Here is a 26,797-nt window from a genome sequence, read left to right as displayed (position 1 = left end):
CCTGTTCCATAGTGATTAAACCAGAACAGGGATCCCGGCAAGGAACAAACGCAGAGAATGAACTACCACGGACATTTTAAACTTTGGCAGGAAAATCAACTGTTGTTTGCAGAGATCCATGGCGCATGGAGCATGGAAACAGCGCTGGATTATGCAGCTCAAGTCAAACAGCGGGTAAAGTCTATGGAGGGAAAACCATGGGCTCGCATCGTGTATTTAGATCAGTGGCAGCTGGGCACACCGGATTTTGAACAAGTGATGAAAGATTTGATGACATGGTGTGCGTTGCATCAGTTGAAGTACACAGCTTATGTATTCCACCCAAACAACATGAAAGAACATCAGTTGGATAAATTTATCAATTCAGCAGACTACAACAACCAAAAAAAGATATTCACCAACCAGCAAGAAGCCTTTGAATGGCTAAAAAGTGTCGGTTTTCTTGTTGCTAGTCAATCAGCTTAAAATTTTTGGTGACCGGTAATAACGCGATATGTAAGAGTGTTGCGACATTATCCTGATACACCTTAATGGCGATTAACATGCATTACGAAGTCCACTATGAGCGAATTGCAGACACTCAGAATAAACCTCCATAGTTATACAACTGATAAGACCAACCACATTTAAAATTGTGGATGGCTCATTTAAATCCATTTTTATACTATTTGCTCCTCGACTGATTCTTTAATTGCTGCCATATATGGAACAATCACACTGATATATATTCTAATGTCGCCGAATGAAATATCGGCAGCTTCATCATTATGATGAACAATGTTATTCCTCTTTGTTACTATAGTATTTATCAAATCTTTTCTGCTTTCAAATTTTTCGTTTTTAGACAGATCTACCCCTAGAGATTGGAATAATTTCAAAGTTCTGTAAGGGTTAGCCGAAATTACGTCTGAAATATCTTTTTTAGTAACTGGCAATGCGATATGGCTGTAACTCAATTGTCTATCCTTGATTCCAGTATTTAATCTCCAATGAAGAAAATTATGCGGAATTTTTGCGGCAGTCACTCTGCTAGATAGCGTTTGAGAATACCTGAAAGCAATGTCCTGAAGATATGCTTCAAGATAACTACAAACGCTGATCAGATAAGACTTCACAAAAAAATTTACATTGTCAATAAATAGTGGGTCAGGTTCATCCGAAATAACCCGCTGCTCTGAACTACTTACAACCAGTTTCAAGGATTCAAATAGGGTTTCATATTTTAATAATAAAGTGGCACTAGCTGATTGCGGCATCCAACAATGGCCTCCATAGGTTCCGTCTTCTTAAAATAGAGGACTTTTTCTGCAAACCGCTTGATAGAGTACGTCTGAATTCATCGCTTGCGCATAATTGATCGTAAGCGTTTTTGATCTCTATTTTTTTATTTTCTACAGTCTGGCTATCTAGCAAGCCAACTGTAGCCATTAGTAGGTCGTAGTGCACCATCCCCTGTTTTGGTCTATCTCGAGTTGTATCTAAAAATACATTTTCCTCAAAGATTAGCTTACAATTGTGCAGTGCTGTTTGGAATCTATTACGCAGCTGAACAATTGTTTGTTCATCTGCTTCAGCATGTAGCTCCATATAATCGTGAAGAAAGTCTTTTAATACACCATCGTAACTGGTGAGTTCCAGATCGTCCGTAAATGCGAAAAATCTTAAAACTTGTTCATCAGGTTCTCTGTCATTGCGTACCTTATCGCTACCTTCAACAATTCCAAACTGAATTATTTCTTGCGTAGCAGCAAGTTCTATTAATAATTCATCTAGCCTTCCTGGGTAAATAGCATGTCGTATTTCTTGATCGCTTAGTTGAACGGCTCCTTGATTAAGGCGCGCAAAAATTTCTCTTATAAGTTTTTTGGGGTTTTCTTTTCGAAGCACAATGCAGCGTATGGTTGTCGACTCCAGCTCTGCTTGCAAATCTCCAAGCTCAGAAAACTTTTTACCCTCAAGGTCTTTAAAGGTTGTCATCCCTTCCAGTGCAAACTCATCGTTAAAAAACTTGGCTATAGTAGTTAATCTCTGAACGCCATCAATAACTAGCTGCTTTCTATTTTCATCCTCAGCGAAATAACATGACGGCAAAGGGATTCTCATCAAGCAAGATTCAATAAACTTCGACGCTCTTCCCCAACCTTCTTTGTCCCACTTATATTTCCTCTGGAATTCAGGATTTAAGACAGTTTTTGGGGGATTAGAAGTTATCCTAGATACTAAAGTTTCAAATGGGTAGTCTATCGGATACAGGTCTAACGTTTTGTTTTCAGCTTCTTCAGGCATGTCAATTTCCTATGCTTCAATGATAACTATTATCCATATTACAAAATTAATATTTTCTTTGGCTTGAAATGCCATGTTTTACCAGATAAGTGGTCGACATGAAAAAAAGTTCTGTACAAATCAAGCTATGTTCTATCAAAAGCGGACTGCCGACTCCTAAAATTAGTTTATTTTCCCCACTACAGCAACATATAACTGGGCCTACTCATAGCCTCAAAGCGTACTTGTTATCTAGTGAAAGTAAATAACACTGTGTATTCGACCTTATTCGCTGCCAAAGTCTGCAATTGGCACAGAACCAGCCCTTTGAGGGATTAGCAAACGAGGCTAACGTTCGCGTAAGAGGCTGATAATAGTTTGCTAAAACTGTGAAGTGAAGCGGAACCGAGCAAACTGTTAGCAGTCCCATCCTTGATATGCTTGTTAGAATTGTGTGTTGAAGTTTAAAAGATCGATGACAAGTAGCTTAAGAATCAGACTACATTTATCAATTTTCAACTCTTCATTCGAATGCTCTTTTACCCAATGAAAGCTCGGATGGACTCGTTCTGCATGCACAAGTTTATTTCGTGCAAAATAAAGATATTTAAGACACATGAATGCTACCACTTCTATATCATTATTCGCATTTAGCACTTTTTGCTGCTGAATATGAGTCTGAACTGCTGGTAAGTGCCCCTTATTCTGCAAAAATTGTTGACGAATTGGCAAAGAGTCTTCGATTTTCTTTATTAATCGCGCATCAGAAATACGTTGGATAAAGCCAAGAAGGTAACCACTCTGAGACTCAAGTTTATAATCATTAAGGATCATATCACGCCAGTTGACAATCGAGAAAATATCATCATGGGTCATAGGGTTTACGAATGCTCTGGACAATGGGTAGAGCGACACGTTAGCAACCATATGAGCTCTCAAATTTTGTAAGCAAGAGGAATCTTGCGTACTGCCCTCTTTCAGCTTGTAAAGGGAGTTAAAACACTTCCAAAGCGCCTCAAACCTTTGGAATGGTTCGGGTGATGAACAGGAGCTTATGAGATGGGTTATTGCGTATAATAGAGCGTGGCCAGCTTCTGACTCTTCCCAAACAGTTTTAAGTTCAATTCGACTAATATTTTGTAAATAAACCATCCCATTGTCACAGTTTATAATTTGACGAACGCCTGATTTATTAATCGTCTTTTCTTCTTGCAGCTTCCCACTCAGGTGCCTAGACACTTTAATGCTTGTAATTATGTTTGGCTGTCCTACAGCGGCATAGTAATAAGCGAGAGATTTTGAAATCTGTCGATTCATAGCAGTATTTGCATTATGGAGTACATCAGATATGACAGTCTTTTTACTACGATTTGCCGTTATTTTTATCGATTTTTCTTTTACTATAATCTTATCTTTTAAACTTGAATTACTTGAGTATGGGTACTCTACATTAAAACTACCAATAGAACGATTTGTTGCTGTAGAAAACCTGATAATTATTGTGTACTTGTAATTTCTGCTCATATTTTTCACATAAACTCTAACGCCGCATTCAGTGGCTTGTACGCTGCAATGCTTTGTTACAGCTCATTGCCGATTCTTCGCTGCCATTCCAGACCAAAAACTGGTTGTCTTAGCATACTCTTGCAAAAACCATCCAATCCTGGATATATATTTGAGGAATTTATGTTCATTTTATTTAACTTTCGAAGCCCTTCAAACCTTTGCTTGGCTGGTATTATAATTTTAATTACATCAGTATCTTTAATGGCATAGTCATTCAATATTTTTCCATGACTTATATCGAGCGTGTTTGTCGCAACAAATAGGCCTTGCTGAGATAGTAAGCGTTGATTAGAAAACGTAGGCTCAAATGCGAAAAGATATGGGTCAGATTTTCCATTTACAGGGTCAAGTATCTTAGAATACACTTCGAGTCTATTTTCCCCGAAATATTTATCGTCATCATTTCGAATAGCATCATGATTTATACAATAGACTGCAGCATCGTCTTCGCCGGACTCTAACGCAAAGAACAATGCAACATAGGGAGAAAACGAAAAATCTAACAATCTGGTAGGAGCCCCATGATGTTGCATCAGGGAGAGCCAACTTAGGAGATCTTCAGCCTGTGGAAGATGATCTAGGTACAAGTGAGCGTTACACTTGAAACGATCTATCATCACCTTTTCATGCTCAACCCGGTTCAGATTTTTCTCTTTTCCCCTACTTAGTTTATGTATTGACTGAGCTTCTTTAAATGCACGATGCAATGAACTCTCAAGAGCCCAATCAGACGAAGACTGGCCTCTAAAAATCCATTTGCGAAAGTGTTTTTTACTGACGATTCGATCAAAATCACTCCAGCTTGTTATCGTCTTGCTTTGCATCATACATCCTAGCTGTAACGCTTATTCAGCGGAAAGATCTGTATTTAAATACGAACCTCTCCTCAATTATAAATTTATTGTATGGAACACTACATCGCTTCTCTAAATCTTACAATACCATTTAGGTACAAATGGTATTTAGGTTTGCTACAAATACGGATCAATCCTTCTCACAAGCGCAGGCAACATCCAAATGCTGACAGGATATTTTTACCGAGCTCAAAGTTTGGGAAAGATTAGAAATGTCTGCTCTTGGCACAAAGTGACGATACTAACGACCTGAATAAAGGTCCGGGCAACTGCGTTGTAGTTGACTGCGCCCTTTGAGTCGAACTCAGTAGGCGCTATTGTTTTTAAGCTGCTCATAAGGATTAAAGGGTAACTTACTTAATTAGCTACAAAGAAAAAGCCTGCAACATTTCTGCTGCAGGCCCTGATACATCAATAGTTATACGGCTTAGCTGATTTTAAACTTCCCAACCAGACTAAAAAGCACATCGGATAATTGCCGGATATCGGCTGATAACTTGTTATTTTCTTTAGCCACATCACCGGCTGCGCTGGCCTGGTCGTGCAATGCGTAGAGGTTTTTCGTGATCTCTTCCGATACCACGGCCTGCTCTTCTGTTGCCGCTGCTGTGCGAATCGCCATATCGTTGACTTGTACTGAGGACTGCATAATCAGGTGGAACACTTGCTCTGCCTGGCCAAAATTAGCCACTGTTAAATCGGCGTTTTGTTTACCGCTATTAATGGCCTGAGTCGACTCGGACACCCGGTTTTGCAGCTGTGAAATAATCTCCTGAATATGGTTCGTGCTTTGCTGAGTGCGTGATGCAAGGGTTCGTACTTCATCGGCCACTACCGCAAAACCACGGCCTTGTTCGCCAGCCCGAGCGGCCTCTATAGCCGCGTTTAACGCCAGTAAATTGGTTTGATCGGCAATACTGCGGATCACCTCTAGCACTGAGCTGATAGTGCCTGAGCTTTTTTCCAAATCAGCCGAGAAAACCAAAGCCGCATCCACATCAGCGGTCAGTTTGCCCATGCTGTTGGTTACTTTATCCACCACTTCCAAGCCTAAGCCAGCGCTTTTGCGTGCCTGATCAGACTCCTGAGCTGTTTCTGTCGCCACCTGAGCCATTTCTTTATTGGCTAATGTCATCTCGTGAACGGCGCTGACAATAGAATCGGAGGCAATATTCAACGAAGAGGTAATAGCGTTGGTTTTTACTGCTGAATCAGACAACTGGGTCGTCAACTGGCTCAGTTGACTGGCCTGCTGCAAAATGGCGGCAATCATGTTGCACTGATTGGCAATAAAACTATTAAACTGCGCAGCCAAATCGGCAAATTCATCTTTACTGGTAATGTGGAGGCGTGCTGTTAAGTCACCATCACCTGAAGCTATTTCAGCCAGACGCTGAGTCAGCGCATTAATTTGTCGGGTTAAATCCCGTGGGCCTTTATAACTGAACCAGCCGGAAATCAGTAGTAATGCGAAAGCAAACCCGTAAGTCAGTCTATTAAACAGCTGAATTTTTTCATGCAATTTAGTTTGTTCCTGCCCGGATAACTCTAATGCAACCTCGCCTGCCAGATTCAGTATTTTTCGAAGCGCCGCAAAGGTAGTTTCTTCAGTCGCTAATAAAGAGGTCAATTCGGCACCTGCAGGAGCATTAAACACCACCACAGCGCTTTGCAACCAGCTTTGATAGCTAGCATCAAAATCGGAGAATTTTGTTGAAATCTCAGGGTAAGCCGACAATAGCCCTAAATACTCGGCAAAACGTTGTTTGACCTGAGCTGCGTTTTCATCAAAGTCAGTCCGCGCTTCGGCATTCGTGGTCACGCTGTAATGAGTCAACGCCAGTTTTGCCTGGTATAAATCGCGGTCAGCGTTTAATACGGTTGAAGTGGCTGGCAAGAAATTTTCAGCTTCAATTTTTAACGCTCTTTCTTGCAGCAAGTTCAGGTAACTAAATAACAAGATCACCACCACCACAGTGATAGCCATCAACGCTGTAGGAATACTACTTTTCACCCGAATACTATTAAAGTTCATATCAGCCACCACTTAAATTACCGATTTTATCATTTATATCATATTGAAAATAAAATTGGTATCAATTTTATCATTTAATTTTCTGCTCATTGTGTCGGCAAGCGTGGTAAAGACAAATTCAATCGGATCTGGGGCCTAACAACAGCCTGGGCTAAGAAGCACACTACCTGGAGGTAATAAGAGAAAGGGGTCCATCAAAGTCAGAGCCCGCGCAGGCTTTCAAGGTCCATTTGCAGCTGTGTAGCTAATCAGCAAACCTGCTGCCATGGGATAGCAGCAGTGCTCAGCTTGGGTGTCAGTACAAAAATCAATTGGTCAGCCAGTGCCTATTGACTGGCATCAATAATCAGACTGCCTCAGGGGTTAGACAGTCTAAAAATGCTAAACAAGGCGAATTCAGAGCCTATCCGCAGGCCCACAAAGAGGTAACTTTTTCATCTCCTGCTCTGTTGCGCTGTCGTTACATTCACCAATAATGCGCTCGTAACCATGCTCAAAACTGCTGTCGAGTTCGAAGTAGCCTTCTTTACAGAATTGCTTGGTTTCCATCAGTTCGGCTAGCTCGTCGTACAAAGGTCCTTCGCCAGGTTCTTTGTCATACCTGTCGGTATTGGCAGGCCGGGCTCGTCTTTGCATTGACCGCTCTTCTGCCATACGTTGCATCATCACTTTTTGTTCTATTTGCATAGGACGGCCTTTGCGGTAGCTGAATTGTTTACTTTGATCCGGATGCACGCAGGCTTTAAAAATGGCCTTCGCCTCAGAGCGCTGATGCGGTGTTGATGAACATCCGGCCAGAAGCACAACAACACTCACAAGCCCTACCCAATACTGTTGTTTCACCTGACTATTTCCTTTTACTAGAGCGTGAATACCTGGATCTGAATCAACCAGACTCTGGCTAAACAATTAGGTTCCTTGTAACACAAAATAACCCTGATGAGCAGCCAAAAAAACAGCCACCCGCAGGTGGCTGTTTCGTTATTCTCTGGTCTACCTCAAATAAAGGTTAACCAAATAACCAACCCAATACCGCTTTAATTACAGAAATCACCCACTGCACCACGGCATTACCTTTGCCATCATTAACTTCAATCACATAAGTCACAGTAGTACTAACACCTAAGGAATCTGTCGCCTTGATGCTGAATTTAAGTTCAGGCTGATGTTTTGCGTTCAGTTTTTTCTTCAGCGTCAGTTGACCGTTTTTCAGTACCAGATACTTATCACCTTCAACCAACTGAATGTTCTGAATACTAGCGTTGTTGCCTGTCGCCTGAGCTTTCACTGTCGCCAGCAAAGTACCAGGGCGAACGTTATCTGACAGTACAGCAGCTAAACCTTCCAAAGTAACAACGGGTAACTCAGGCAAGTTATTCAGTTGTACTTCAACTGTGGCTGGTTCTGACACCAGGCCAGTTTCAGTTTGTACTGTCAGTTCAAAACGCAGGACCTGACGGCTTTCAAAATCAAGCACAGCACCAGCGGCCACTACTAATTGGCCAGTAGAGTTGATACTAAACAAGTCAGCTTGCTCACCAGATAACTGGTAATCAGCGATGGCTACAGCAGAACTGGTGATAATTTGCCCTACGACTGTACCAGCAGCAGATTGCTCGTCCAGCAGGAAAAACTGGTCTTCGACTAATGGCTTGGCAAAATAAACCGACATCACCATAGGATCATGATCAGAAGAGCGGAACGGGCCTGGCGCATAGAAATTTGCCTTAGCAAGCTCAGACTTATACTCTTCGTTGTAATCCAGTATCACAGGCTCATCAGCGTTGATGGCCCACTCTGTCACTTCAGCCACGCGGTTTTTAATTTCACCTGCAGCAAATACATGGTCCAGCGTGCCTGACTCGCCATTAAACACGTAAGAGCTGACTTTATTGCCATAAAGCTGCTGACTAACCTGAACATAACCTGCGTCATTCATAGCGCGGATTGGGTCTTCCTGCATATAAGCATTAAAGTCACCTACGATCACGCTGTTGTCTGTTTCTACACCTGTTGGGTAACCGGCCAGCCAATTGTGCATCGCTTGCACAGCCTGCAGACGTACTCCATTCCAGCAGCCCTGACCATCGCCTGAGTCAATGTTCGCTAAATCCGCTTTATCACTTGGGCAGCTGCCTTTAGATCGTAAGTGCGCTACGGTGAAATTCAGCAGTTCAGCAGATTGTGGCAGTTGAAAACTCTGGCTGATCAGTGCTCTGTTACCATAATCAAAAGGCACAGCTGTAGTGACAGCAGCGCTACCCGCCTGAACGACTTTGTCTTTGCGATAAATCATGGCTGACGTAATAGCATCAGTCCCTACTTGTGGCATCGCAAAATCAACAAAAGCCCAAACATCAGCACCCGCTTTTTCATTTAAACCACGAACTAAGTCGGCAATAGCGGATTGCTCTGAAAAACCGTCGTTTTCAATTTCCAGTAAACCCACTAAATCAGCGTTCATTGCAGAAATGGCAGCAATAATTTTGTCGCGTTGCTTGGCAAATTCAACAGCTGTAGAAGCGCCACGGGAAGTAGGGAAACCATTTCCTGTGCCGTCACCGTTGAAATAGTTCAGCACGTTAATGCTGGCGATGCGGTAATCGCCTTTGCTGATAGCAGGTTGTTCAGTACGTGGATTGCTGCTGACAAACACAGGTTCAGTTAACGGATGAACACGGTATTTACTAAAACCGTAACCAAGCACTGCATCAAAAGGTAAAACTTCATCGCCAACCCGCACAGTGTTAGTGGCTGATAAACCCGGAGCCGGATACACAGTGTCTTTATTTTGCAGGTTAGAGCCATCATCCAAGACCAGCTTATTCAGGCTGTTTGTTGCCATCACAGCTTTGGCTGCATCACCTGGTAAAGCCACCTGAGTTGGCTGATACAAACGCTCAGACGACAAGCTCAGCTCGTTATAGCGACCTAAACCATAGTTATCCGTCACCACCAGACGTTCGGTTAAGCGCACTTTCATGCCTTCAACCGCTTCAAATTGACTTAAACTGGCCACAGGTAAAGTAACAGGCACAGCAGCAATGCTTTCACCTGCGCCACAGGACGTTAAATCAACCAGTTTCGCCAGTTGCGTCTGACCAAAAGACTCTTCCACTACAGCGCTGACCCGAACCTTGTCACCTACAACAGCGGCTTTACCAGACAGGTTGTCGTACACAAAGACCGCTTCAGAGCTTTGGGTGTTTAAGTCCTGATCTGCAGCTTCTTCCTGAATAAAGAAGCCTTTTAAACCAGTGCTATCCTGAAAACTTGCTGTCACTACAGCTTCTACCGAAACCGTCTGACCTTTCAGAGGGGACTCATCAGTCTCACCCTGAATAGCAGAAATCAGCGTGGTTGCATCACCACATTGACCATGCACATAAACTGGCTCTTCCGGTGTGCCAGGACCTGCACCGTTATAGCTGCCAATATCACTAAAATCATCCTGAGCAAACTGCTCATACTGCAATGAAGGGTCAAATACATCAGTGGTTGTGATATCACCTGTAGTGACCGAAGCTTTGCGTCTTAAGCTTTTATCGACAGTAGAAACTCCACCGCTATTCCATGCGCTACCTGGATCAAAGCCTACCTGGCCAAACGAATCAATAATCTGATCGCCTTTGGATAACACCAGAGCATCATCGCCGTTATACCAGGACGAGCTATTGAGCAACTGGGCTTTGTCTTTTAGCGCAGCTACTGAATTGTTATTAGCGATCACATACACGGCACCAGGGGCCAGAGTACCGGTTAAATTAATAGTGGTGGCAGCAGTGGTATTGCCATTAAAAAACATTTGCAGTTTGTACTGGCTTAAATCAACAGCAACGCTGCCCAGATTCGCCAGTTCTATGGCTTTGTTATTGGACGAACCTTCAACGTATTCAGAGATCAGTAATTCAGCCTGCAACTGCGGACTTAACGCCAACGCAACAGCGACTGCACATAGATTTTTTATGCTCATGGAGTTCACTTTTAGGGTTATTTATAATTTTAACGGGTAAACATTAGAGGTTAACAATGTTACAACCATATTAATAAACTAAGGCTTTTATTTAATCAATCGCAATATTTGTGACATCAGTCCGAATTCAGCGGGTATTCATCGTAATTTTTAAACTTTTTAGCCAATCAGCGGAACAAAGCCAGCTGAGCCTTTGTCAGAGCCTTTGCATGAGAACTCCTCCCGGAGTGAGAGAAGTAGTACACGACAGGGAATATTATTAAAAAGCGCTAAACCGGAGCTCAATCCATGATGACCACTATCCGTAATCGTATTTTGGCTTTTTTAGATTTGGCGCACTGCCACTACAAAGTCGAAGGCAATACCATCACCACTTCTGCTGCTGTGCTGGCTTTTACCGCTGATCATTTATCTATCTTACGTGAAGGCAAACCTGAACGTTTAATGCCTTATGAAAAGCTGAATATGGATAAAATTTTGTTTTTACTGACGGCTCAGGCAGACAAAACACCAACACATTAATGCTACAAAAGACTGCTTTAGTTACCGCTGGTAAGTAAAGCGTAAGAAAACAGCCAGTAAGCTGACTCCTGTTGAATTCACTCAGATGGAGTCAGTTAATGAATTTGCGTCCCGTTGCGTTGCTCGCTTTACTTTTGGCGTTGATCTGTTTTATCTCCCCTTTCCGCCCCGTCGCTGCAGAACGTTTTCAGCAATTTCAGCAACCAGTCGACGCGGAATATAAGTTAAGCTGTATTTACTCCTTTTGCGCCACCAGCTTGCAGTAACAGAGATAGGATCCGGGACATTATATGAGCAGAATACTGCTGGTCGAAGACCATGAGCGCCTAAGTGAACTGGTCTGTACCGCACTACAAAGAGCAGGTATAGCCGCTGATACTTTTTCAGATGCAAAATCAGCATTACAGGCCATGCAGATGCAGCCTTATGAATTACTAATTCTGGACAGAGGTTTACCTGATGGTGATGGTCTGGATTTGCTGCGTCATCTGAGAATGAACCGGCAGAACCTGCCTTGTCTGGTGCTGACCGCCCGCAATGCCTTACATGACAGGATCGACGGATTAGAAAGTGGCGCCGATGATTATCTGATCAAACCTTTTGCCATGGACGAGCTGGTCGCCAGAGTTCGGGCCTTGTTACGTCGTCCGGGCCAGCTGCAACTCAATGAACCTGAATACTGCGGCACCCGTTTATGCCTGCATTCGGCTTCAGTGCATTATGGTTTGCAAAGCAGTCTTTTAGCCCCTGCTGAGCTGCAAATACTTCAAACCTTGATGCAGGAACAAGGCAAAACAGTACGCCGGCAAAAACTAGAGCAAACTGCCTGGGGCTTAACTGATGCGGTCACTCCCAATGCGCTGGATGTAGCGCTGCACCGGATCAGAAAAAAACTCAGTGCTATAGGCTCTCCGCTTGTTATCAATAATATCAGAGGCTTAGGTTATGCTCTCAGTCAACCGCAAACGTAATCTAACCTTTCGCTTAATTATCACTTTTATTGCCGCTTTAGCCCTTACTCTGGCCAGTATCCTGTTTTATATCTTTGTGCTAAATCCTAATCTGATCCTGCAGCGCACTCTGGATAAACAAATCCATTATTTGAGTAAAGAAATTATACCGGACGCACGAGGTCGCCCCACAACTAAGCTGTATGACAAAAAATATGACTGGGTATACGAGGTGTTAAGTTCAGAACTCCTGTATCAAATCACCGATCAGCACGGAGTGGCGTTGCTGCAGTCCACGGCGGATGCACAGTCGCTTTTCAATCAGGCTGACAAGCAGTTTTCGACAGAAAAACGCTTGTTTACCTTAATGCATCAGAACTTGTTGTATCACGTCAACACAGCACCTTTGCCTAATTACCCCGGCTACTATGTACAAGTGATCGGCAGTGATCGGCTGATGAGTGTGTTCCAACTGACCAACGTGAAGCCTTTATCTGTAGTTGCAGTACTGGTGACTCTGCTTTGTTTATTGCTGATAAGTCTGGTCGTTTGGCTGACTATTGGTTATATGCTCAGGCCGCTAAAAAATGCATCTGCCACTGCAGCACAAATAGAACCTCATAGCCTGACCCAACGACTGGATACCCATAAGCTGCCACAAGAGGTGTTGCCGCTGATTAATGCTTTTAATCAGACGCTTGATCGGCTGGAAAAAGGTTTTAAAGTGCAGCAGGAATTACTGGCCACCACTGCACATGAGTTAAAAACACCGCTAGCGCTGCTACGAGGCGAAATTGAAATGGCCGAACATTTCCCCAAACGCGACCTGTTACTGCGGGACATTGACCAGATGGCACGACTTATCCATCAGTTGCTGCATTGGGCAGAATCCAGAGAAAGTCAGAATTATCAGTATCAGGCGCTGTATTTAACCGATGTGGCAGAAGAAGTCGCGCTGTATTTAAGCCGGCTGGCGGTCATTTTTCAGGTTCAGATCGCTGTGGTTGTAGAGTCAGAAGCCTCCTTGTTACATGCCGATCGCAGCACCTGTTTTGTGCTTCTGAAAAACTTACTGGAAAATGCAATTCACCATGCCCCAGCTCACTCAGTGGTTGAACTGACCGTCACAGAGTCTGGCATCAGTGTGCGTGATTATGGCCCTGGTATATCACCAGAGCATTTACCCTGGCTTTTTACCAAGTTCTGGCGAGGTCCTCACAGGCGTCATCAGGGAGCAGGCCTTGGATTGGCGATTTGTTATGAAATTGCCACGACACACGGCTGGCAACTGAAAGCGTCCAATAGCTCACCCGGTGCTTGTTTTTCCTTGCAAACCAGCCCTTGATTCAGCCTGTTAAAGCCTTCTGCTGTGGTAATTCTAAGCTCAGGTGCTGCTGAATAAAAAGTTTGAGCTGCCATGCCGCTTGCTCCGGTATGGCTTGCAATAAAAAATGCGGCGCGTCCAGTCGAACCAGCTGCATTGCAGGTTGGAGCTGCAACAAGGATTTGGCATTAAAAGCCCAGATAAGCCGGTCTTGCCGCGCCTGAAGATACATCAGAGGAATAGTTAAAGTCGCAAATTCCGTCAGTACATCAACCTGCAACACCTGTTTAGCCCGTTGTTTAATCACTTGTTCCGGCACCATAGTCAGAGCCTTTTCCAGCAAAGCGGATAACTCTGCATTGGCATAACGGCCCTGCAACCATAAAGCTGTCCAATGATGCACCAGTTCATTCCACGGCAGTTTATCAACGGCACCCGCTAGCCCTTTGATCGCAGGTAAAGGGTTACGACCAAAAGTACAACACAGTGCCAGCGCTTTTAAATGCTCTGGTTGTTCTGCCGCCAGTAAAATACCCAAAGGACCAGAAAAAGACTCGGCCAGCAGCAGATAAGGATTCTGTGGTAGTTGTGGCCGGATAAAATCCAGCAACTGCGGATAACCCCATTGCTGGTCCAAGGGATAAGCAATCACCTGAAGTTCATAATCCGGCGCTAACTGCTGCCTAAGCTGCTGATACAAAGTACCAGTGCCATCCAGTCCTGGCAGCAACACTATGGTTAGTGCAGTTTTTACTTTCATCGCTCTGCTCTGCCTCTGATCCATCTTTATGCGCAGTGTACCTGTGCCAGATGACAAAAGGCTGACAAAAACCTGAGTACCGACAAGTTAATAAATTGTCACACTTTTCTGTTGTTGTGAAAGCGATAGCATTGATATGCTTGGGGTACTTTCGTTACTGCTATGCCATACAAGGACAGGTCATGCTCAGGATTTCTGCACATCAAATAGAAAAAAGTTACAGCACAGTCAAAGCCGTCAACCGCATCAGTTTTGATGTGCAATCTGGCCAGATTTTTGCGCTGTTAGGTCCCAACGGTGCCGGAAAATCTTCCCTTATTCGAATGCTGGTTGGCTTAACCCGCCCCGATGCAGGCAAAATCAGTATTGAGTACAAAGGCGAACAGCTCAGTGCATTACCAAAACGTTGTTATGGCTATTTGCCGGAAGACAGAGGCTTGTATCTGGATAAAACTGTGCGGCAAAACCTGACTTATATAGGTAAGTTACGAGGCATGGCCGCAGCAGACATCAGCGCTGCGCTGCTGCAGTGGTGCACCCGACTCGATTTACTGGAAAAAATGGACGACACCTTAAATAAACTCTCCAAAGGCAATCAGCAAAAGGTACAGCTTATTAGCTGCGTGTTGCATAAACCCGACCTGCTGATTTTAGATGAACCCTTCTCAGGTCTGGATCCGGTCAATCAAGAGCATGTGTTAGCTATCCTGACCGAGTTAAAGCAAAGTGGTACGACCGTTATTTTAAGTGCCCACCAAATGGCGTTGATTGAACGTTTAGCGGATCAAATGTTATTGCTGAACAAAGGTGAACTGGTGGCTCAGGGTAGTCTGGCTCAAGTCAGCCATCAGTTGGATCCAAAACAGTGGTTTGAAGTGAGCTTTGAACAGCAGGTTAACTCTGAAGCGCTGCAGCGCTTAACTGCAGTAGCTGAATTCAAAACCTTAGACCCCTCTAAAATTCAACTGACCTTAAAAGCTGGTTTTAGTGTCAGTCAGTTGCTGCAACAGCTGACCAGCGTAGCGGAATTGGCTGATTTCAGTCGTATCCAGCCCAGTTTGCATCAGTTGTACCTCACTGCAGTGCAGCAACATAACCAGCAAACAACACCAGATGCGCAAGGAGATGCAGCATGAATTTATGGACCATAGCGGTTTTTGAGTTTCAACGTTATTTCAAATGGAAGCAGGAGATCATCAGTATTGGCCTGATGCTGCTGTCTTTAGTGGTGATGAGCGCCTGGCCACTGCTAAAAACCTGGCTGGACAATGACTATAAAATAGCGCTGGTCAGCAGCGCTGCTGCACCTAAAATCAGCGGCTTTACCATCAGTCAAATTCCGGACAACTCGGCAGAAACTGCACTCTCAGGTCTTGGAGATGTCTGGGATTTAGTAGTTCAGGTCAAAGACGATAAGCTGGTGATGACGGCAGAATCCAGTGCCAGTTGGCAGGATAAAATCACACCCGAACTGCAGAACTGGCTGCAAAAACAACGAATTAATCAGTTGCCACTGAGCGCAGAACAAAAAACTATTGTGAATACTCTGCCTGAGACCCAGCTGGTTTTTCTGAAAAAAGACTCAGCCAAACAAAACAAAGAGCAACAAATGGTCAGCGGTGGTTTGCTGATCCTGCTGGGGATTGGCGTATTTTCAGGCTTTGGCTTTATGTTTACCGCCATTACCACAGAAAAACAGCAACGGGTCACTGAACAGCTGCTGACACTGATCAGCACCAAAGAATGGATAGATGGCAAAATTTTAGGTATTTCGCTGTTTTGCTTAAAAAGTATGGTCACTACAGGCTTGTTTTTATACCTGATGATCCAGGCCGTTTCACTGGCCAAAGGTAAAGGTATGTTTGTGTTGCCTATCACAACTCTGGAACTGGCCAGCGCTCTGATTTTTGTCAGTTTAGGTTTGCTGTTGGTCAACAGCTTTCTGGCGGGTTTTGCCGCCACTATTGACGACCCAAATCATTCCAGCCGCTCTATTATGATGTTTTTACCAACAGTGCCTTTAGGTGTGGTGTTCAGCGCTATGGACAATGCAGAAGGCACCTTGATGCATATATTAAGTTTGTTTCCACTGACCTCTTTTGCCGCTATGCCTATGCGTATGGCGTCAGTATCTGTGCCATGGTGGGAATGGATTTTATCGCTGGTTTTGCTGGTTGCCTGTCTGTTCTGGCTTAAAAATGCAGCCAGCAGAGTATTTGAACTTGGCATTCGTATGTATGGCAAAGAACCAGAGTGGTCCTTGCTGATGAAAACCTTTTTGTTTGCCAGGGTTAAAGATTAAGAAATAAGCAAACTGGTCCATTAAGTAGTTGAAAACGTACTGAACTCTATCAGACTGTTATACTCTTAGAGCCAAGCCGGACCTTGCTGGTCCGGTATTAACACAAAGGATAGTTCGCATTTTGTTGTACAGGACTCTGGCCATTCTGGCGCTGTTTGCCGCCTCTGCCGCTGCAGCGCATCCCCAAATTGAACTCAAGGGCGTTTCAGGCCCCCTTGCTGATAATATTGAACTTTATTTAGACAGGTTGCCCGCTAAAAACAACCTTGGGTCCAGACGTTTTCAAAACAAAGTGATTGAAGATGTCAAACTCGCAGGCCGGGCCGTCGGTTATTACCGCATGGCTATAGAGCCAAGCCTTGTCGGTAAAGAAAAAAACAAAAGCTACGACTGACCATTAAACCTGGTGAAGCTTTACGACTGAAATCCGTCAAAGTGGAAATTCTGGGTGAAGCCTCGACCGATCCTGAGTTTGCCAAACTGGTGAAACAAGTAGGACCCAAGGTGAATCACAGGGTGCATCATGGCCGTTATGAAGAAATCAAAAATCAGCTGAACTCGCTGGCTTTGCGCCGTGGTTATTTTCAGGCAAAGTTTGTTAAACAAGAACTGTCCGTTGCCCCACGCCTGCTGCAGGGCTTTATTCATATTCAATTTGACTCTGGCCCACGTTATCACTTTGGTGAAGTCGCCTTTGAAGGCAGCCAAATCCGTGACGAACGTTTACGCTCCATGTTGCCTTTTAAGCCGGGCGAACCTTATCTGTCGAGCAAGCTGGGTGAACTGAATCAGCGTCTGGCTGAAACCAACTGGTTTCGCAGCATAGATGTCACTGTGGATGAACCTGAAAACGCTGAACAGCAACTGGCGGTGAAGATTAAAGTCGAACCGCAAATTCGTAACACTGTGGAGACTGGTGTGGGTTATTCCACCGATCTGGGGCCACGTATTAAGCTGAACTGGAACAAACCCTGGCTCAATGACAGAGGCCATAGTTTAAACAGTAAAATGGCGTTATCGGGCCCTGAACAAACAGTGGAGGCAGGCTATAAATGGCCAAAGAAAAATGTCAGCGAAGATTTTTATAAACTCAATTTTGGTATCAAAAATAAAGATTTAGAAGACACCCGTAGTCAGGAATACAATACCTCTCTGGAGCGGCACTGGTTGCTGGACGATGCCTGGTACAGAACCGCTTCTGTGCGCTGGTTATACGAAGATTATGTGCAGGGTACAGACTCCGGCAGTGCCAACTTGATTATGCCTGGCATCAGCTTTAGCCGCAGTTGGGACAGTGGTGGCAGTATGCCCTCTGAAGCCACCCGGTATTTAATTGGCACTGAAGTTTCAGACCCGGCCTGGGGCTCAGACAGCAGTTTTGTGCGTTTGCGCAGTCGTGTTGGCTGGATCGGGTCCTTCTCCGATGATCAGCGTTATCTGGTGCGTGTAGATGCAGGTGCTGTGCTGATGGAAGCCATCACTGAACTACCGCCTTCCCTGCGCTTTTTTGCGGGTGGTGATAACAGTATTCGTGGTTATTCGTACGAATCCATTTCTCCTGTGGATACAGAAGGCAGCTTGATTGGTGCCCGTTATCTGGCGACTGCTGCGCTTGAGTATCAGCATAGGGTGTCAGGAAACTGGTGGGCTGCTGCATTTTTTGATGCCGGTAGTGCCTGGAATGATAAGGCTGATATTTACCGTGGTGTAGGTTTAGGTGTGCGCTGGGCTTCCCCTGTTGGCCCTATTCGTATTGATGTTGCATGGGGATTGGATGTGCCCTCCGATCAGGCCCTGCAGTTGCATTTTAGTTTGGGGCCGGAATTATGAGTGTGAATGGCAGCGAAGAGCGCACTACCATGCCTGATGTGAAAAACGTCAGCTCAGTTTTTAGTTGGAAGAAATTCTTTTTAGCCTTCAGTTTATTACTGTTGCTCAGCCTGATTGTGCTGTTTTATACCAATAAACCTTTGCAACTACTGAACCGGTTGCTACCGGACAACAGCCCGGTTCAAATAACCCAAATCAGCGGCACCCTGGCTGAAGGTTTTACGCTGACCGGACTGCAGTTTCAGCAAGATGGAGTGCAGCTGCAGATCAACAGTCTTGCCGCTAAAGTCAGTTGGTATTGTTTAGGCCGATTTGAGATTTGTCTGGACAGCGCAACAGCAGAAGGTGTGCATCTGGTGCTCAGTCCGTCCACCCTACCCGAAACTGCGCCAGAGCAAGAAGAGACAGTACTGGAACTGCCCAAAGTCAGTATTACTCAACTACAGGTCACTGATCTGACGGTACAGCAAAGTGAACTGCAGCTTAGTCTCAATGGCCTGAGCACAGAGCTGAAATTAGGTGGTCAGCAAATCCAACTGGGTGACACGCTATTGGACCAATTACAGTTGCATTTACCAGCAGTTTCAGAACAAAACAGTGTCTCATCTAACACAACAAAAGCCACCACAACAGCCAGCACCGCAACGAACAGTGTGGCCTGGTGGCATTATCAGGTGCCACAACTAACGCGAATTGAATTGCCGTTGTGGCTGAGTGTAAAGAAGCTCACATTACAGCAGCCTAAAGTCACAGGAGCGCAGCAACTTTCTGCAGAGCAGCTTAGTTTTTCCCTCGAAGCCAATCCGGATCAGTTTGAGCTTACGGAGTTTAAACTTACTCAACTGCAAATAACTCAGCCGGATTTGCACGGCAACCCAATTAATGCTGAAGCACAACTCAGTCTGACCAATTCCACTCCTTTTGCATTGCAGGGCTTTGTGAAAGCCGAAAGCTCTGGGTTAGTACTCAATAGCAGCATAGCCGGTTCATTAGATCAATTGCAGCTAGGTCTTGAACTGACAGGTACCCAGCAGGCTAGCGCCCAGGTAGAAGTCGCACCGCTGAGCGCAGGACTACCAATACAACTGCAATTAAAAGCCACCAGCCTGCAGTGGCCACTGCAAGGTGAGCCCTTATATAAAATGCAGCAATTGCTGATTGATGCTGAAGGTTCATTAGCTGATTTGAAGCTCACTTTACAAAGCCAGCAACAACTTCCTCAACTGCCAGATAGCCAACTGCAACTGAATGCGCATTGGCAAGCCCCGGTGTTGAGCTGGTCTGCATTAACGCTGAATTCCGCGCTGGGCAATCTAAGCAGTACTGGTGCTTTGGATTTAACCAAAGAGCTGGCGCTTGATGCGGCCCTTTCGCTTGATAAAATGCAACTGGATCCATGGCTAAAAGATTATCCGGGACAACTCAGTGGTGATATCAAACTCAAAGCCAGTTACCACCAGCAACAATGGCAGCTTGAACTTCCGACTTTAGCTATTCAGGGGCAAGTGCGTAAACAACCGCTGTCTTTATCGGGTCAGCTGCAGGCCAAAGGCAAAGCTCTGGACGTAGAGACGTTAAGCAGTAAGACGCTGGTGCTACAGCATGGCAACAATAAAATCACCGCTGAAGGGGAAGTGACAGACAAATGGCAAATGGCTTTGTCTGTAGCTGCTCCCGATCTGGCCAGCTCTATTCAGGGCGCCCAGGGCAGCCTGATGGCCGATGCCAAAATAACAGGTCCACAACAACACCCGGCTCTGGATATCAAGCTGCAGGGTGAGAAATTGCGTTATAAAAAGCTAATGCGCCTGCAAAACCTCAGCCTGAATGCACTGATTAACAGCGACAATCTGGATCATCAACTGGAACTGACCTTAGGTAAAGGCACGCTTTCAGGACAACAACTGAATTCTGCCCAGTTGCTGCTGACAGGCAATAAAAACAGCAGCGATTTGGTACTGCAGCTGGATGGGGCCGACTACAAAGCACAGCTGCAGGCAGCAGCCACAGCAAAACCTAAACAACAGTGGCAAATAGAGCTGCAACAAACTCAATTGCAGACTCCTGTCGGTCATTGGGCTTTAGCCGATACGATACTGATGACGCTGGATTGGCCAAAACAACAACTCAGTTTGCCAGCTCATTGCTGGTCATCAGAGCCGGGTAGACTCTGCCTGGAGAAAGCCAGCAAAATCAGCGGCAGCCAGGGCGACTTAGCAGTGCGGTTGCAACAGTTTCAGCTGGCTTTGCTGGAACCTTTTATTGGCGAATCACAACGATTGACCGGCGAAGCCGATGCAGATCTGCAGCTGAGCTGGGGTAAAAAACAAGGTTTGAATGCAGCGATTAAGCTGACAGGCACAGCAGGTAAATGGCAACAAACCGATGTCAACCCGTTACAACTGCCGTGGCAAAGCTGGAATGCGGCACTGACATTGACGCCAAAACAGCTTTCCAGCAACTGGCAAATGCAGTTCAGTGAAGACCGTTCACTCAAAGGTTCAGCCTCCCTGCCCGATTTAACTGCAGAGGATAAAAAGCTCGAAGCAGAGCTGACGTTAACCCGATTGGATTTAAGTTTTTTACGCACTTTATTGCCAGAACAAAGTGAATTTATCGCCACTTTAAATGGTCAGGTTCGCGCTAGCGGCACCTTGGGCCGGCCTTTATTGTCAGGTCAACTCAAAGTCAGTGACGTGAAATTGCAGGGGAATAATGCCCCGCTGGATATAGAACAAGGCAGTCTGCAGCTGGATTTTTTACAACAAAAAGCTCTGCTAACTGCGGAAATTCAAAGTGGTGAAGGTAAAGCACAATTATCTGGTTATGCCGACTGGTTTGATTTAGCCAACTATCAGGCTCGTTTAGCCTTAAGCGGCCAGCAACTGCCGCTTACCCTGTCGCAAGGTGTGGTCTATATCAATCCGGAAATCACAGTACTGGCGCAAAATCAGGTGGTTGCAGTGCAAGGCACAGTGCAAATTCCAAAAGCTGATATAGCGATAGACGATTTACCGCAAAACGCGGTGCAAATCTCAGACGATGAAATATTACTGAATAAAGAACTGGAAGTGCGCCGTGGTGCTGTCACCAGTTCAATTAAATTAGTTACCGAAATGCGGCTGATTTTAGGGGATGAAGTAAAACTGCAGGCTTTTGGCTTAAAAAGTCGCTTAAAAGGTCAGTTATTATTCAGTCAGAATGGTCAGCAACAACGCTTAAAAGGCGAAGTGAATATTCTGGACGGAACCTTCCGCTCTTACGGCCAGGATTTGCTGATCCGTAAAGGCAAACTGATATTTAATGGTCCTGCCGATCAGCCATTTTTAAATATTGAAGCGATACGTAACCCCTCCTCCACTGAAGATGATGTGATTGCAGGTATTAGAGTGAACGGCCCTGCCGATCAGGCTTCCGTTGTGATCTTTTCAGAACCGTCCAAACCCCAGGCCAACGCTTTGTCTTATCTGTTGATGGGACGGGATTTATCCGGTAGCGCTGATACCAAAAGTAATCCGTTAACCAGCGGTTTAATAGGCCTTGGTATTGCCAACAGCAACGGCATGGTCAGCCAGTTAGGTCAGGCGTTGGGGTTTGAGCAATTTACATTGGATACAGCGGGCACTGGTGATGACTCACAAGTCACAGTCAGCGGCTATTTATCACCCAAACTACAGCTGAAGTATGGCGTGGGTATTTTTAACTCTTTGGGGGAATTCACCTTAAGATACGAGCTGATGAAAAACTTCTACCTTGAGGCTGTGCAAGGCATAGACAGCGCAGTGGATGTACTTTACAAGTTTGAGTTTGATTAAAGCTGCGAATGACACCACAGATCAGCAGAGTTGCTGATCTGTTATTCTTTCTACATTTCTTGTTACAAGCTTGTGTTTTGCAGGGTGCGCCTTATGTGGTTTACTTGTGGGTAAATCAGAACCACACCAAGGACATACCATGTTTAAACCACGTTACCTTACGCTATTTTGTGCCCTGGCTACTTGTTCCGCTTTTGCCTCACAAGGCACAGCCCTGCTGCGCCAACCCGATATCTCCGCAAACCAGTTGGCTTTTGTTTATGGCGGCGATATCTGGGTCAGCGACAAAAACGGCCAAAACCCACGTCAGCTCACCAGCCATCCGGCCAGCGAATTTGCCCCTAAATTTTCTCCTGACGGCAAGTGGATTGCGTTTTCAGCCAGTTACGATAACAACACCGATGTCTACCTGATGCCTTCAAGCGGTGGAGCTGCAACACGACTGACCTTTCACCCAAGTGCTGATACCGTCAATAGCTGGAGCCCTGATGGTAAAGAAGTCATCTTTGCATCCAACCGTGAGATAGCAAACAGCCGCAGCAATCAGCTGTTTAGTGTGCCTGTTGCGGGTGGTTTTGAACAAAAACTGATGGAAGCCGTGGCTTTTGAAGGGGACTTAAGCGCTGATGGCAAGAAACTGGCCTACAGACCCAACAATATGGCTTACAGTGGCACAAGTGGCTGGCGTCTGCACCGCGGTGGCAGCACGCCTCCGGTGTGGATCATTGATTTAGAAAAACAGCAGCTGGAAAAAATCCCACATCCTAATGCCAATGAATTCAGTCCGTTTTGGCTCGGCGATGATGTGTATTTCCTGTCTGACCGCGACAATACTGCGGTAAATCTGTTTCGCTACAGCAATAAAAAAGTGGAACAACTGACAAAGAATACCGACTGGGATTTGCGCAGTGCCGCAGGCTACAACAATCAAATCGTCTATGAAGCCGGCGGTTTTTTACATAGTTATGATGTCAGCAGCGGCCAAAGCACACCTATCCCTGTGCAGATCCAAACCCAGTCCGTACAAAAACGCCCACAGTGGAAAGATGCCAGCAAAACCCTGACCAACGCCCGCTTATCGGCCACAGGGCAGCGTGTTGTGATCAGTGCCCGTGGTGATGTATTCACAGTACCGGTAAAAGATGGCAGTACCCGCAATCTGACCCAAAGCAGCGGCGTCAGAGAGTTCGACGGCTTATGGAGCCCGGATGGCAGTTCAGTGGCTTTTATTTCAGATAAAGGCAATAAACATCAGCTAGTACTGCAGGCTCAGGACGGTTTAAGTCAGCCTGAATATTTTGCTTTGTCAGATGCTGGATATTTTAACCTGCTGAGCTTTTCACCAGACGGTAAGCTGATTGCCTATCATGACAATCATTTAAACCTCTATGTGTTTAACCTGAAAACCAAACGCAGCCAGAAACTGGACAGCTCTGATCGCCGGGCTGAGTTTAAGCTGTCGTTTTCGCCAGACAGTCGTTACCTGGCCTACACAGTGTCTGGTGCCAACTACTTCAGTCAAATCAAACTCTTTGATTTTCAGACGAACAAGAGCAGCTTAATCACAGATGGCATGAGCGAGACTGATAATCCGGTATTTACCCAGGACTATCTGTATTTCACCGCATCCGTCAATACAGGCCCTGCTCAGGTTGGGTTGGATTTATCCACCCGCGAACGGCCTGTACGTAAAGCGATTTATGCTTATGTTTTATCTGCAGAGGGCAAGTCTCCGCTGTTAGCAAAAACCGGCGATGAACCACTGAAAAGCAACACAGACAAAGAAGAGACAAAAGATAAAAAGGACGAAAAAACAGTCAAAGCAGTGCGGATTGATTTGGATTCGCTGCAAAACCGCATTGTTGCGTTGCCCCTGCCTGAACGTAACTATGACAGCTTAGCTGTAGCTGGCGATGGTGCGCTATATTACGTCGACCGGCCACAAGCAGGTGCCAGCAATGAGTTGCCGGGCAGCAATGGTCAAAACAATGGCACTTTGTATCGTTTTGACTTTGAAGAGAAAAAAGCAGCCAGCGTCAAAGATGGTATAGCCAGCTACAACCTGAGTCACGATGGTAAAAAGTTGCTGTTAATCAGTATGCCCAACACGCTGCAAGTCGCTGATGCAAAAGAAAAGCTGGATGCAAAAGCTGTTAACCTGGCCGATGTACGCAGCTTTGTTGACCCGCAGCAGGAATGGCAGCAAATCTTCAACGACGCCTGGCGTATGCAAAAAGACTATTTCTATGACGCCAAATTGCATGGCATGGATTGGCAGGCGGTTTATGACAAATACCAGCCTTTATTAAAAGATGTGCAGCGCCGGGAAGACTTAAACGAGCTGCTGGTCGAGATGATTGCAGAGTTGCAGGTAGGCCACAACCGAATTGGTGGTGGTGATGTGCATCAGGAAAGTCCAAGTAAAGTTGGCCTGTTAGGTGCTGACTTTGTCATTGATGATGGTAAATACCAGTTTAAAACTGTGTTTGAAGGCGATCGCTGGAGTCCATTTTTAAAAGCACCACTGAATGTGCCTGGAGCCAGTGCGAAAGCTGGTGATTACTTGCTGGCTATCGATGGTCGCGAGTTAAGCGAGCAGGATAATATCCATGCGCTGATGGACAACACGCTGGGCAAGCAGGTCGTACTGACCATAGCGGACAGTGCTGATGGTGACAATAGCCGCACTATTACCGTCGAACCTGTCGCCAATGAAAGCCAGTTGCGTTCCTGGCACTGGGTAGAACAAAACCGTCAGTTTGTTGAAAAACAAAGCGATGGCAAAATTGCCTATGTTTATCTGCCCAATACAGCAGATGGCGGCTTTTACTTCTTTAACCGTATGTTCTTTGCTCAAACCGACAAGCCGGCCGTTATTCTTGATGAACGTAAAAATGGCGGTGGTCAGGCAGCCAACTATATCACTGAAATTTTAGGCCGCGATTTCCTGTCAGGCTGGAAAGATCGTGATGGCTTGGTCTTTACCACTCCTGGCGCTGGTATTTATGGGCCAAAAACCATGCTGATCGATCAGGATGCAGGTTCAGGTGGTGACTTCCTGCCGTGGGCCTTTAAACGTTTAGGTTTGGGAAAAACTATAGGGACCCGCACCTGGGGTGGCTTAATAGGTATTTCCACCAACCCTGACATGATTGACGGTGGTTTCCATGTAGTGCCATTTTTCCGCTTTTACACCCCAGATGGTGAGTGGCGTGTAGAAAACGAAGGTGTCGCACCTGATATCGAAGTGGAATTGGATCCAATAGCGGTCAACAAAGGCCGCGATGTGCAACTGGAGCGTGCTATAGCTCATACCTTAGCTGAGCTAAAAGCCAATCCGCCTGAAAATCATAGCCAAGCCCCTGTTATGCCCACTCAGTTAGGAAAATAAAGCACAATCTTTAATTTTCATGAGTGTTTTAGAAACCGCTGCATCGTCAGCGGTTTTTTGTTATAGATAAAAAACTCAACATGACGGATCGAATACACAAAAAAATGCCCGGCTGATAAGGCCGGGCCAGAACGTGGTCTTTGGATGGGCAAAGACTTCGGAGTTCGACAACATCGCTGTTGTCATAGGGTCACAACATGTAACACAACAATTACCCGCCTACGAAATCAAGGTGCCTTCCTGGCAGGGTGCAGACTTCCCACTTGATTGCATATTTTGCAAATGATAACCGTTCGCATTACGGAGTAAATCATAACAGCTTTCTTTCACACTGCAACTGTTTTTTTACTTTTAATTCTCAGCAAATAAAAACGGGGTCAGCTCATATTATTAACCATATGAGCTGACCCCGTTTTCAGGTTTTAGTTATACAGCGCGAAGCAGCAGGTGCTGATAACGCCCTATTGAGGCATAAGGCTCTTGTCTGTTGTATTGCAGTTCTATCTGTAACAGCTTGTCAAACTCTGTTTCTTGCTCTGAGCGGTCGCGCAGGTAGTCATGAAAACAACGCACGCCGGTTTTGCCTTCAATGACAAAACCAGCCTCTTTGCACCAACGATACACATCTTCAGGTTGCAGCGGATTTTGCGGGCTTAAACTGACTTTTTTCTTAAAGGCTAAATCGCGCAGCACATAGTTAAAATTGCCATAAATAATATTGCTCAGGCGTTTGGCATCTTTGTTATAAAACATCAGCGACACCAGCCCTCCTGTTTGTACTAAAGCACGCAGTTGTTTGATAGCTTCAGCAGGTTCATGCAACCATTCAAGTACAGCATGACAAAGCACCACAGGAAAAGCTGGCCATTGTTGATCTGATAACTGCTGCAACGCCAGCGCATGACATTGGATTTGCGTATCTACACCGCGCTCTTTTGCATCCTCAAGCGCCATATCCAGCATATCCTGCGACAAGTCAGTTAAGGTCACCTGATGGCCTTGCTCTGCCAATGCCAGCGCCAATTGGCCCTGCCCTGCGCCTACATCCAGAATACGGTTTGGTGTTGCTAAATCGGCACATTCGGCAAAATCACGCAGCAATACCGCCTGACGTAAACGGCCTTTGGTGGTCTGATAAATATTCTTCTGAAATTTGCCCGCTATGCCATCAAAATTGCGGTCCTGCTGTTTTTTACTCACCACTGATCAC

General features: G+C 45.4%; 20 protein-coding genes. 11 read left to right on the top strand and 9 right to left on the bottom strand.

Annotated elements, in window-relative coordinates:
• Positions 1-57: 57 nt before the first annotated feature.
• A complete protein-coding gene (locus tag OM978_RS09110) occupies positions 58-465 on the top strand; it encodes a hypothetical protein (RefSeq protein ID WP_264346542.1) in 408 nt (135 codons plus the stop codon).
• Between the two features lie 194 nt (positions 466-659).
• Here the strand turns inward: OM978_RS09110 and OM978_RS09105 are convergent, their stop codons facing one another.
• From OM978_RS09105 to OM978_RS09075, 7 genes are all read right to left on the bottom strand, one after another.
• Positions 660-1,256, bottom strand: a complete 597-nt coding sequence (locus tag OM978_RS09105; protein ID WP_264346541.1) for a HEPN domain-containing protein — start codon at positions 1,254-1,256, stop codon at positions 660-662.
• On the bottom strand, positions 1,240-2,286 hold the full coding sequence (locus OM978_RS09100; RefSeq protein ID WP_264346540.1) for a DUF262 domain-containing protein: 1,047 nt from the start codon (positions 2,284-2,286) through the stop codon (positions 1,240-1,242). Before OM978_RS09100 ends, OM978_RS09105 begins: the two co-directional genes overlap by 17 nt.
• Before the next feature lie 423 nt (positions 2,287-2,709).
• A complete protein-coding gene (locus OM978_RS09095; RefSeq protein WP_264346539.1) occupies positions 2,710-3,789 on the bottom strand; it encodes a hypothetical protein in 1,080 nt (359 codons plus the stop codon).
• A gap of 56 nt (positions 3,790-3,845) precedes the next feature.
• On the bottom strand, positions 3,846-4,658 hold the full coding sequence (locus OM978_RS09090) for an FRG domain-containing protein (RefSeq protein WP_264346537.1): 813 nt from the start codon (positions 4,656-4,658) through the stop codon (positions 3,846-3,848).
• Positions 4,659-5,112: 454 nt separating this feature from the next.
• Positions 5,113-6,720: a methyl-accepting chemotaxis protein gene (locus tag OM978_RS09085; protein WP_264346536.1), complete on the bottom strand. Its 1,608-nt coding sequence runs from the start codon at positions 6,718-6,720 to the stop codon at positions 5,113-5,115.
• A 396-nt stretch (positions 6,721-7,116) separates the two neighbouring features.
• Positions 7,117-7,563 carry a hypothetical protein gene (locus tag OM978_RS09080; RefSeq protein WP_233006897.1) on the bottom strand — a complete coding sequence of 149 codons (447 nt, stop codon included), beginning with the start codon at positions 7,561-7,563 and terminating at the stop codon, positions 7,117-7,119.
• 166 nt (positions 7,564-7,729) lie between these two features.
• Positions 7,730-10,693, bottom strand: a complete 2,964-nt coding sequence (locus tag OM978_RS09075; protein ID WP_264346535.1) for an ExeM/NucH family extracellular endonuclease — start codon at positions 10,691-10,693, stop codon at positions 7,730-7,732.
• A gap of 288 nt (positions 10,694-10,981) precedes the next feature.
• Here OM978_RS09075 and OM978_RS09070 point away from each other — a divergent pair, with 288 nt between their 5' ends.
• From OM978_RS09070 to OM978_RS09055, 4 genes are all read left to right on the top strand, one after another.
• Positions 10,982-11,215, top strand: coding sequence for a hypothetical protein (locus OM978_RS09070; protein ID WP_264346534.1), 234 nt, complete (start codon positions 10,982-10,984; stop codon positions 11,213-11,215).
• A 98-nt stretch (positions 11,216-11,313) separates the two neighbouring features.
• Positions 11,314-11,481, top strand: a complete 168-nt coding sequence (locus OM978_RS09065; RefSeq protein WP_264346533.1) for a hypothetical protein — start codon at positions 11,314-11,316, stop codon at positions 11,479-11,481.
• 24 nt (positions 11,482-11,505) lie between these two features.
• The gene (locus OM978_RS09060) at positions 11,506-12,186 is read left to right on the top strand and encodes a response regulator transcription factor (RefSeq protein ID WP_264346531.1); all 681 of its coding nucleotides are present in this window, start codon (positions 11,506-11,508) and stop codon (positions 12,184-12,186) included.
• Positions 12,161-13,510, top strand: coding sequence for a HAMP domain-containing histidine kinase (locus OM978_RS09055; protein ID WP_264346530.1), 1,350 nt, complete (start codon positions 12,161-12,163; stop codon positions 13,508-13,510). The genes OM978_RS09060 and OM978_RS09055 overlap by 26 nt, the downstream gene beginning before the upstream one ends.
• 1 nt (position 13,511) lies before the next feature.
• Here the strand turns inward: OM978_RS09055 and OM978_RS09050 are convergent, their stop codons facing one another.
• On the bottom strand, positions 13,512-14,249 hold the full coding sequence (locus tag OM978_RS09050; RefSeq protein WP_264346529.1) for an alpha/beta fold hydrolase: 738 nt from the start codon (positions 14,247-14,249) through the stop codon (positions 13,512-13,514).
• Between the two features lie 182 nt (positions 14,250-14,431).
• Between OM978_RS09050 and OM978_RS09045 the strand changes: the two genes are divergently transcribed.
• The 6 genes from OM978_RS09045 to OM978_RS09020 all read left to right on the top strand — a co-directional run bounded on the left by OM978_RS09045 (position 14,432) and on the right by OM978_RS09020 (position 25,587).
• Positions 14,432-15,385: an ABC transporter ATP-binding protein gene (locus OM978_RS09045; RefSeq protein WP_264346528.1), complete on the top strand. Its 954-nt coding sequence runs from the start codon at positions 14,432-14,434 to the stop codon at positions 15,383-15,385.
• The gene (locus OM978_RS09040) at positions 15,382-16,551 is read left to right on the top strand and encodes an ABC transporter permease (protein WP_264346527.1); all 1,170 of its coding nucleotides are present in this window, start codon (positions 15,382-15,384) and stop codon (positions 16,549-16,551) included. The genes OM978_RS09045 and OM978_RS09040 overlap by 4 nt, the downstream gene beginning before the upstream one ends.
• Positions 16,552-16,672: 121 nt before the next feature.
• The gene (locus OM978_RS09035; protein ID WP_264346526.1) at positions 16,673-16,945 is read left to right on the top strand and encodes a POTRA domain-containing protein; all 273 of its coding nucleotides are present in this window, start codon (positions 16,673-16,675) and stop codon (positions 16,943-16,945) included.
• 41 nt (positions 16,946-16,986) lie between these two features.
• Positions 16,987-18,381: an autotransporter assembly complex protein TamA gene (locus OM978_RS09030; protein ID WP_264346524.1), complete on the top strand. Its 1,395-nt coding sequence runs from the start codon at positions 16,987-16,989 to the stop codon at positions 18,379-18,381.
• Positions 18,378-22,196, top strand: coding sequence for a translocation/assembly module TamB domain-containing protein (locus OM978_RS09025; RefSeq protein ID WP_264346522.1), 3,819 nt, complete (start codon positions 18,378-18,380; stop codon positions 22,194-22,196). The genes OM978_RS09030 and OM978_RS09025 overlap by 4 nt, the downstream gene beginning before the upstream one ends.
• Before the next feature lie 139 nt (positions 22,197-22,335).
• On the top strand, positions 22,336-25,587 hold the full coding sequence (locus OM978_RS09020) for a S41 family peptidase (RefSeq protein ID WP_264346521.1): 3,252 nt from the start codon (positions 22,336-22,338) through the stop codon (positions 25,585-25,587).
• Between the two features lie 426 nt (positions 25,588-26,013).
• On the opposite strand, the gene OM978_RS09015 is transcribed toward OM978_RS09020, so the two are convergent.
• Positions 26,014-26,787, bottom strand: coding sequence for a methyltransferase domain-containing protein (locus OM978_RS09015; protein ID WP_264346520.1), 774 nt, complete (start codon positions 26,785-26,787; stop codon positions 26,014-26,016).
• Positions 26,788-26,797 lie beyond the last annotated feature (10 nt).

It is taken from the genome of Rheinheimera sp. MM224 (assembly GCF_947090785.1).
Classification (GTDB): Bacteria; Pseudomonadota; Gammaproteobacteria; order Enterobacterales; family Alteromonadaceae; genus Pararheinheimera.
The sequence above is the reverse complement of the archived record's forward strand: the minus strand, read 5'-3'. Positions and strand labels throughout refer to the sequence as shown.

Coding starts and splice junctions, on each gene's coding strand:
- OM978_RS09060 (WP_264346531.1), top strand. CDS start 11,506: ATGAGCAGAATACTGCTGGTCGAAGACCATGAGCGCCTAAGTGAACTG.
- OM978_RS09040 (WP_264346527.1), top strand. CDS start 15,382: ATGAATTTATGGACCATAGCGGTTTTTGAGTTTCAACGTTATTTCAAA.
- OM978_RS09110 (WP_264346542.1), top strand. CDS start 58: ATGAACTACCACGGACATTTTAAACTTTGGCAGGAAAATCAACTGTTG.
- OM978_RS09025 (WP_264346522.1), top strand. CDS start 18,378: ATGAGTGTGAATGGCAGCGAAGAGCGCACTACCATGCCTGATGTGAAA.
- OM978_RS09085 (WP_264346536.1), bottom strand. CDS start 6,720: ATGAACTTTAATAGTATTCGGGTGAAAAGTAGTATTCCTACAGCGTTG.
- OM978_RS09020 (WP_264346521.1), top strand. CDS start 22,336: ATGTTTAAACCACGTTACCTTACGCTATTTTGTGCCCTGGCTACTTGT.
- OM978_RS09105 (WP_264346541.1), bottom strand. CDS start 1,256: ATGCCGCAATCAGCTAGTGCCACTTTATTATTAAAATATGAAACCCTA.
- OM978_RS09095 (WP_264346539.1), bottom strand. CDS start 3,789: ATGAGCAGAAATTACAAGTACACAATAATTATCAGGTTTTCTACAGCA.
- OM978_RS09065 (WP_264346533.1), top strand. CDS start 11,314: ATGAATTTGCGTCCCGTTGCGTTGCTCGCTTTACTTTTGGCGTTGATC.
- OM978_RS09070 (WP_264346534.1), top strand. CDS start 10,982: ATGATGACCACTATCCGTAATCGTATTTTGGCTTTTTTAGATTTGGCG.
- OM978_RS09090 (WP_264346537.1), bottom strand. CDS start 4,658: ATGATGCAAAGCAAGACGATAACAAGCTGGAGTGATTTTGATCGAATC.
- OM978_RS09055 (WP_264346530.1), top strand. CDS start 12,161: ATGCTCTCAGTCAACCGCAAACGTAATCTAACCTTTCGCTTAATTATC.
- OM978_RS09100 (WP_264346540.1), bottom strand. CDS start 2,286: ATGCCTGAAGAAGCTGAAAACAAAACGTTAGACCTGTATCCGATAGAC.
- OM978_RS09050 (WP_264346529.1), bottom strand. CDS start 14,249: ATGAAAGTAAAAACTGCACTAACCATAGTGTTGCTGCCAGGACTGGAT.
- OM978_RS09045 (WP_264346528.1), top strand. CDS start 14,432: ATGCTCAGGATTTCTGCACATCAAATAGAAAAAAGTTACAGCACAGTC.
- OM978_RS09075 (WP_264346535.1), bottom strand. CDS start 10,693: ATGAGCATAAAAAATCTATGTGCAGTCGCTGTTGCGTTGGCGTTAAGT.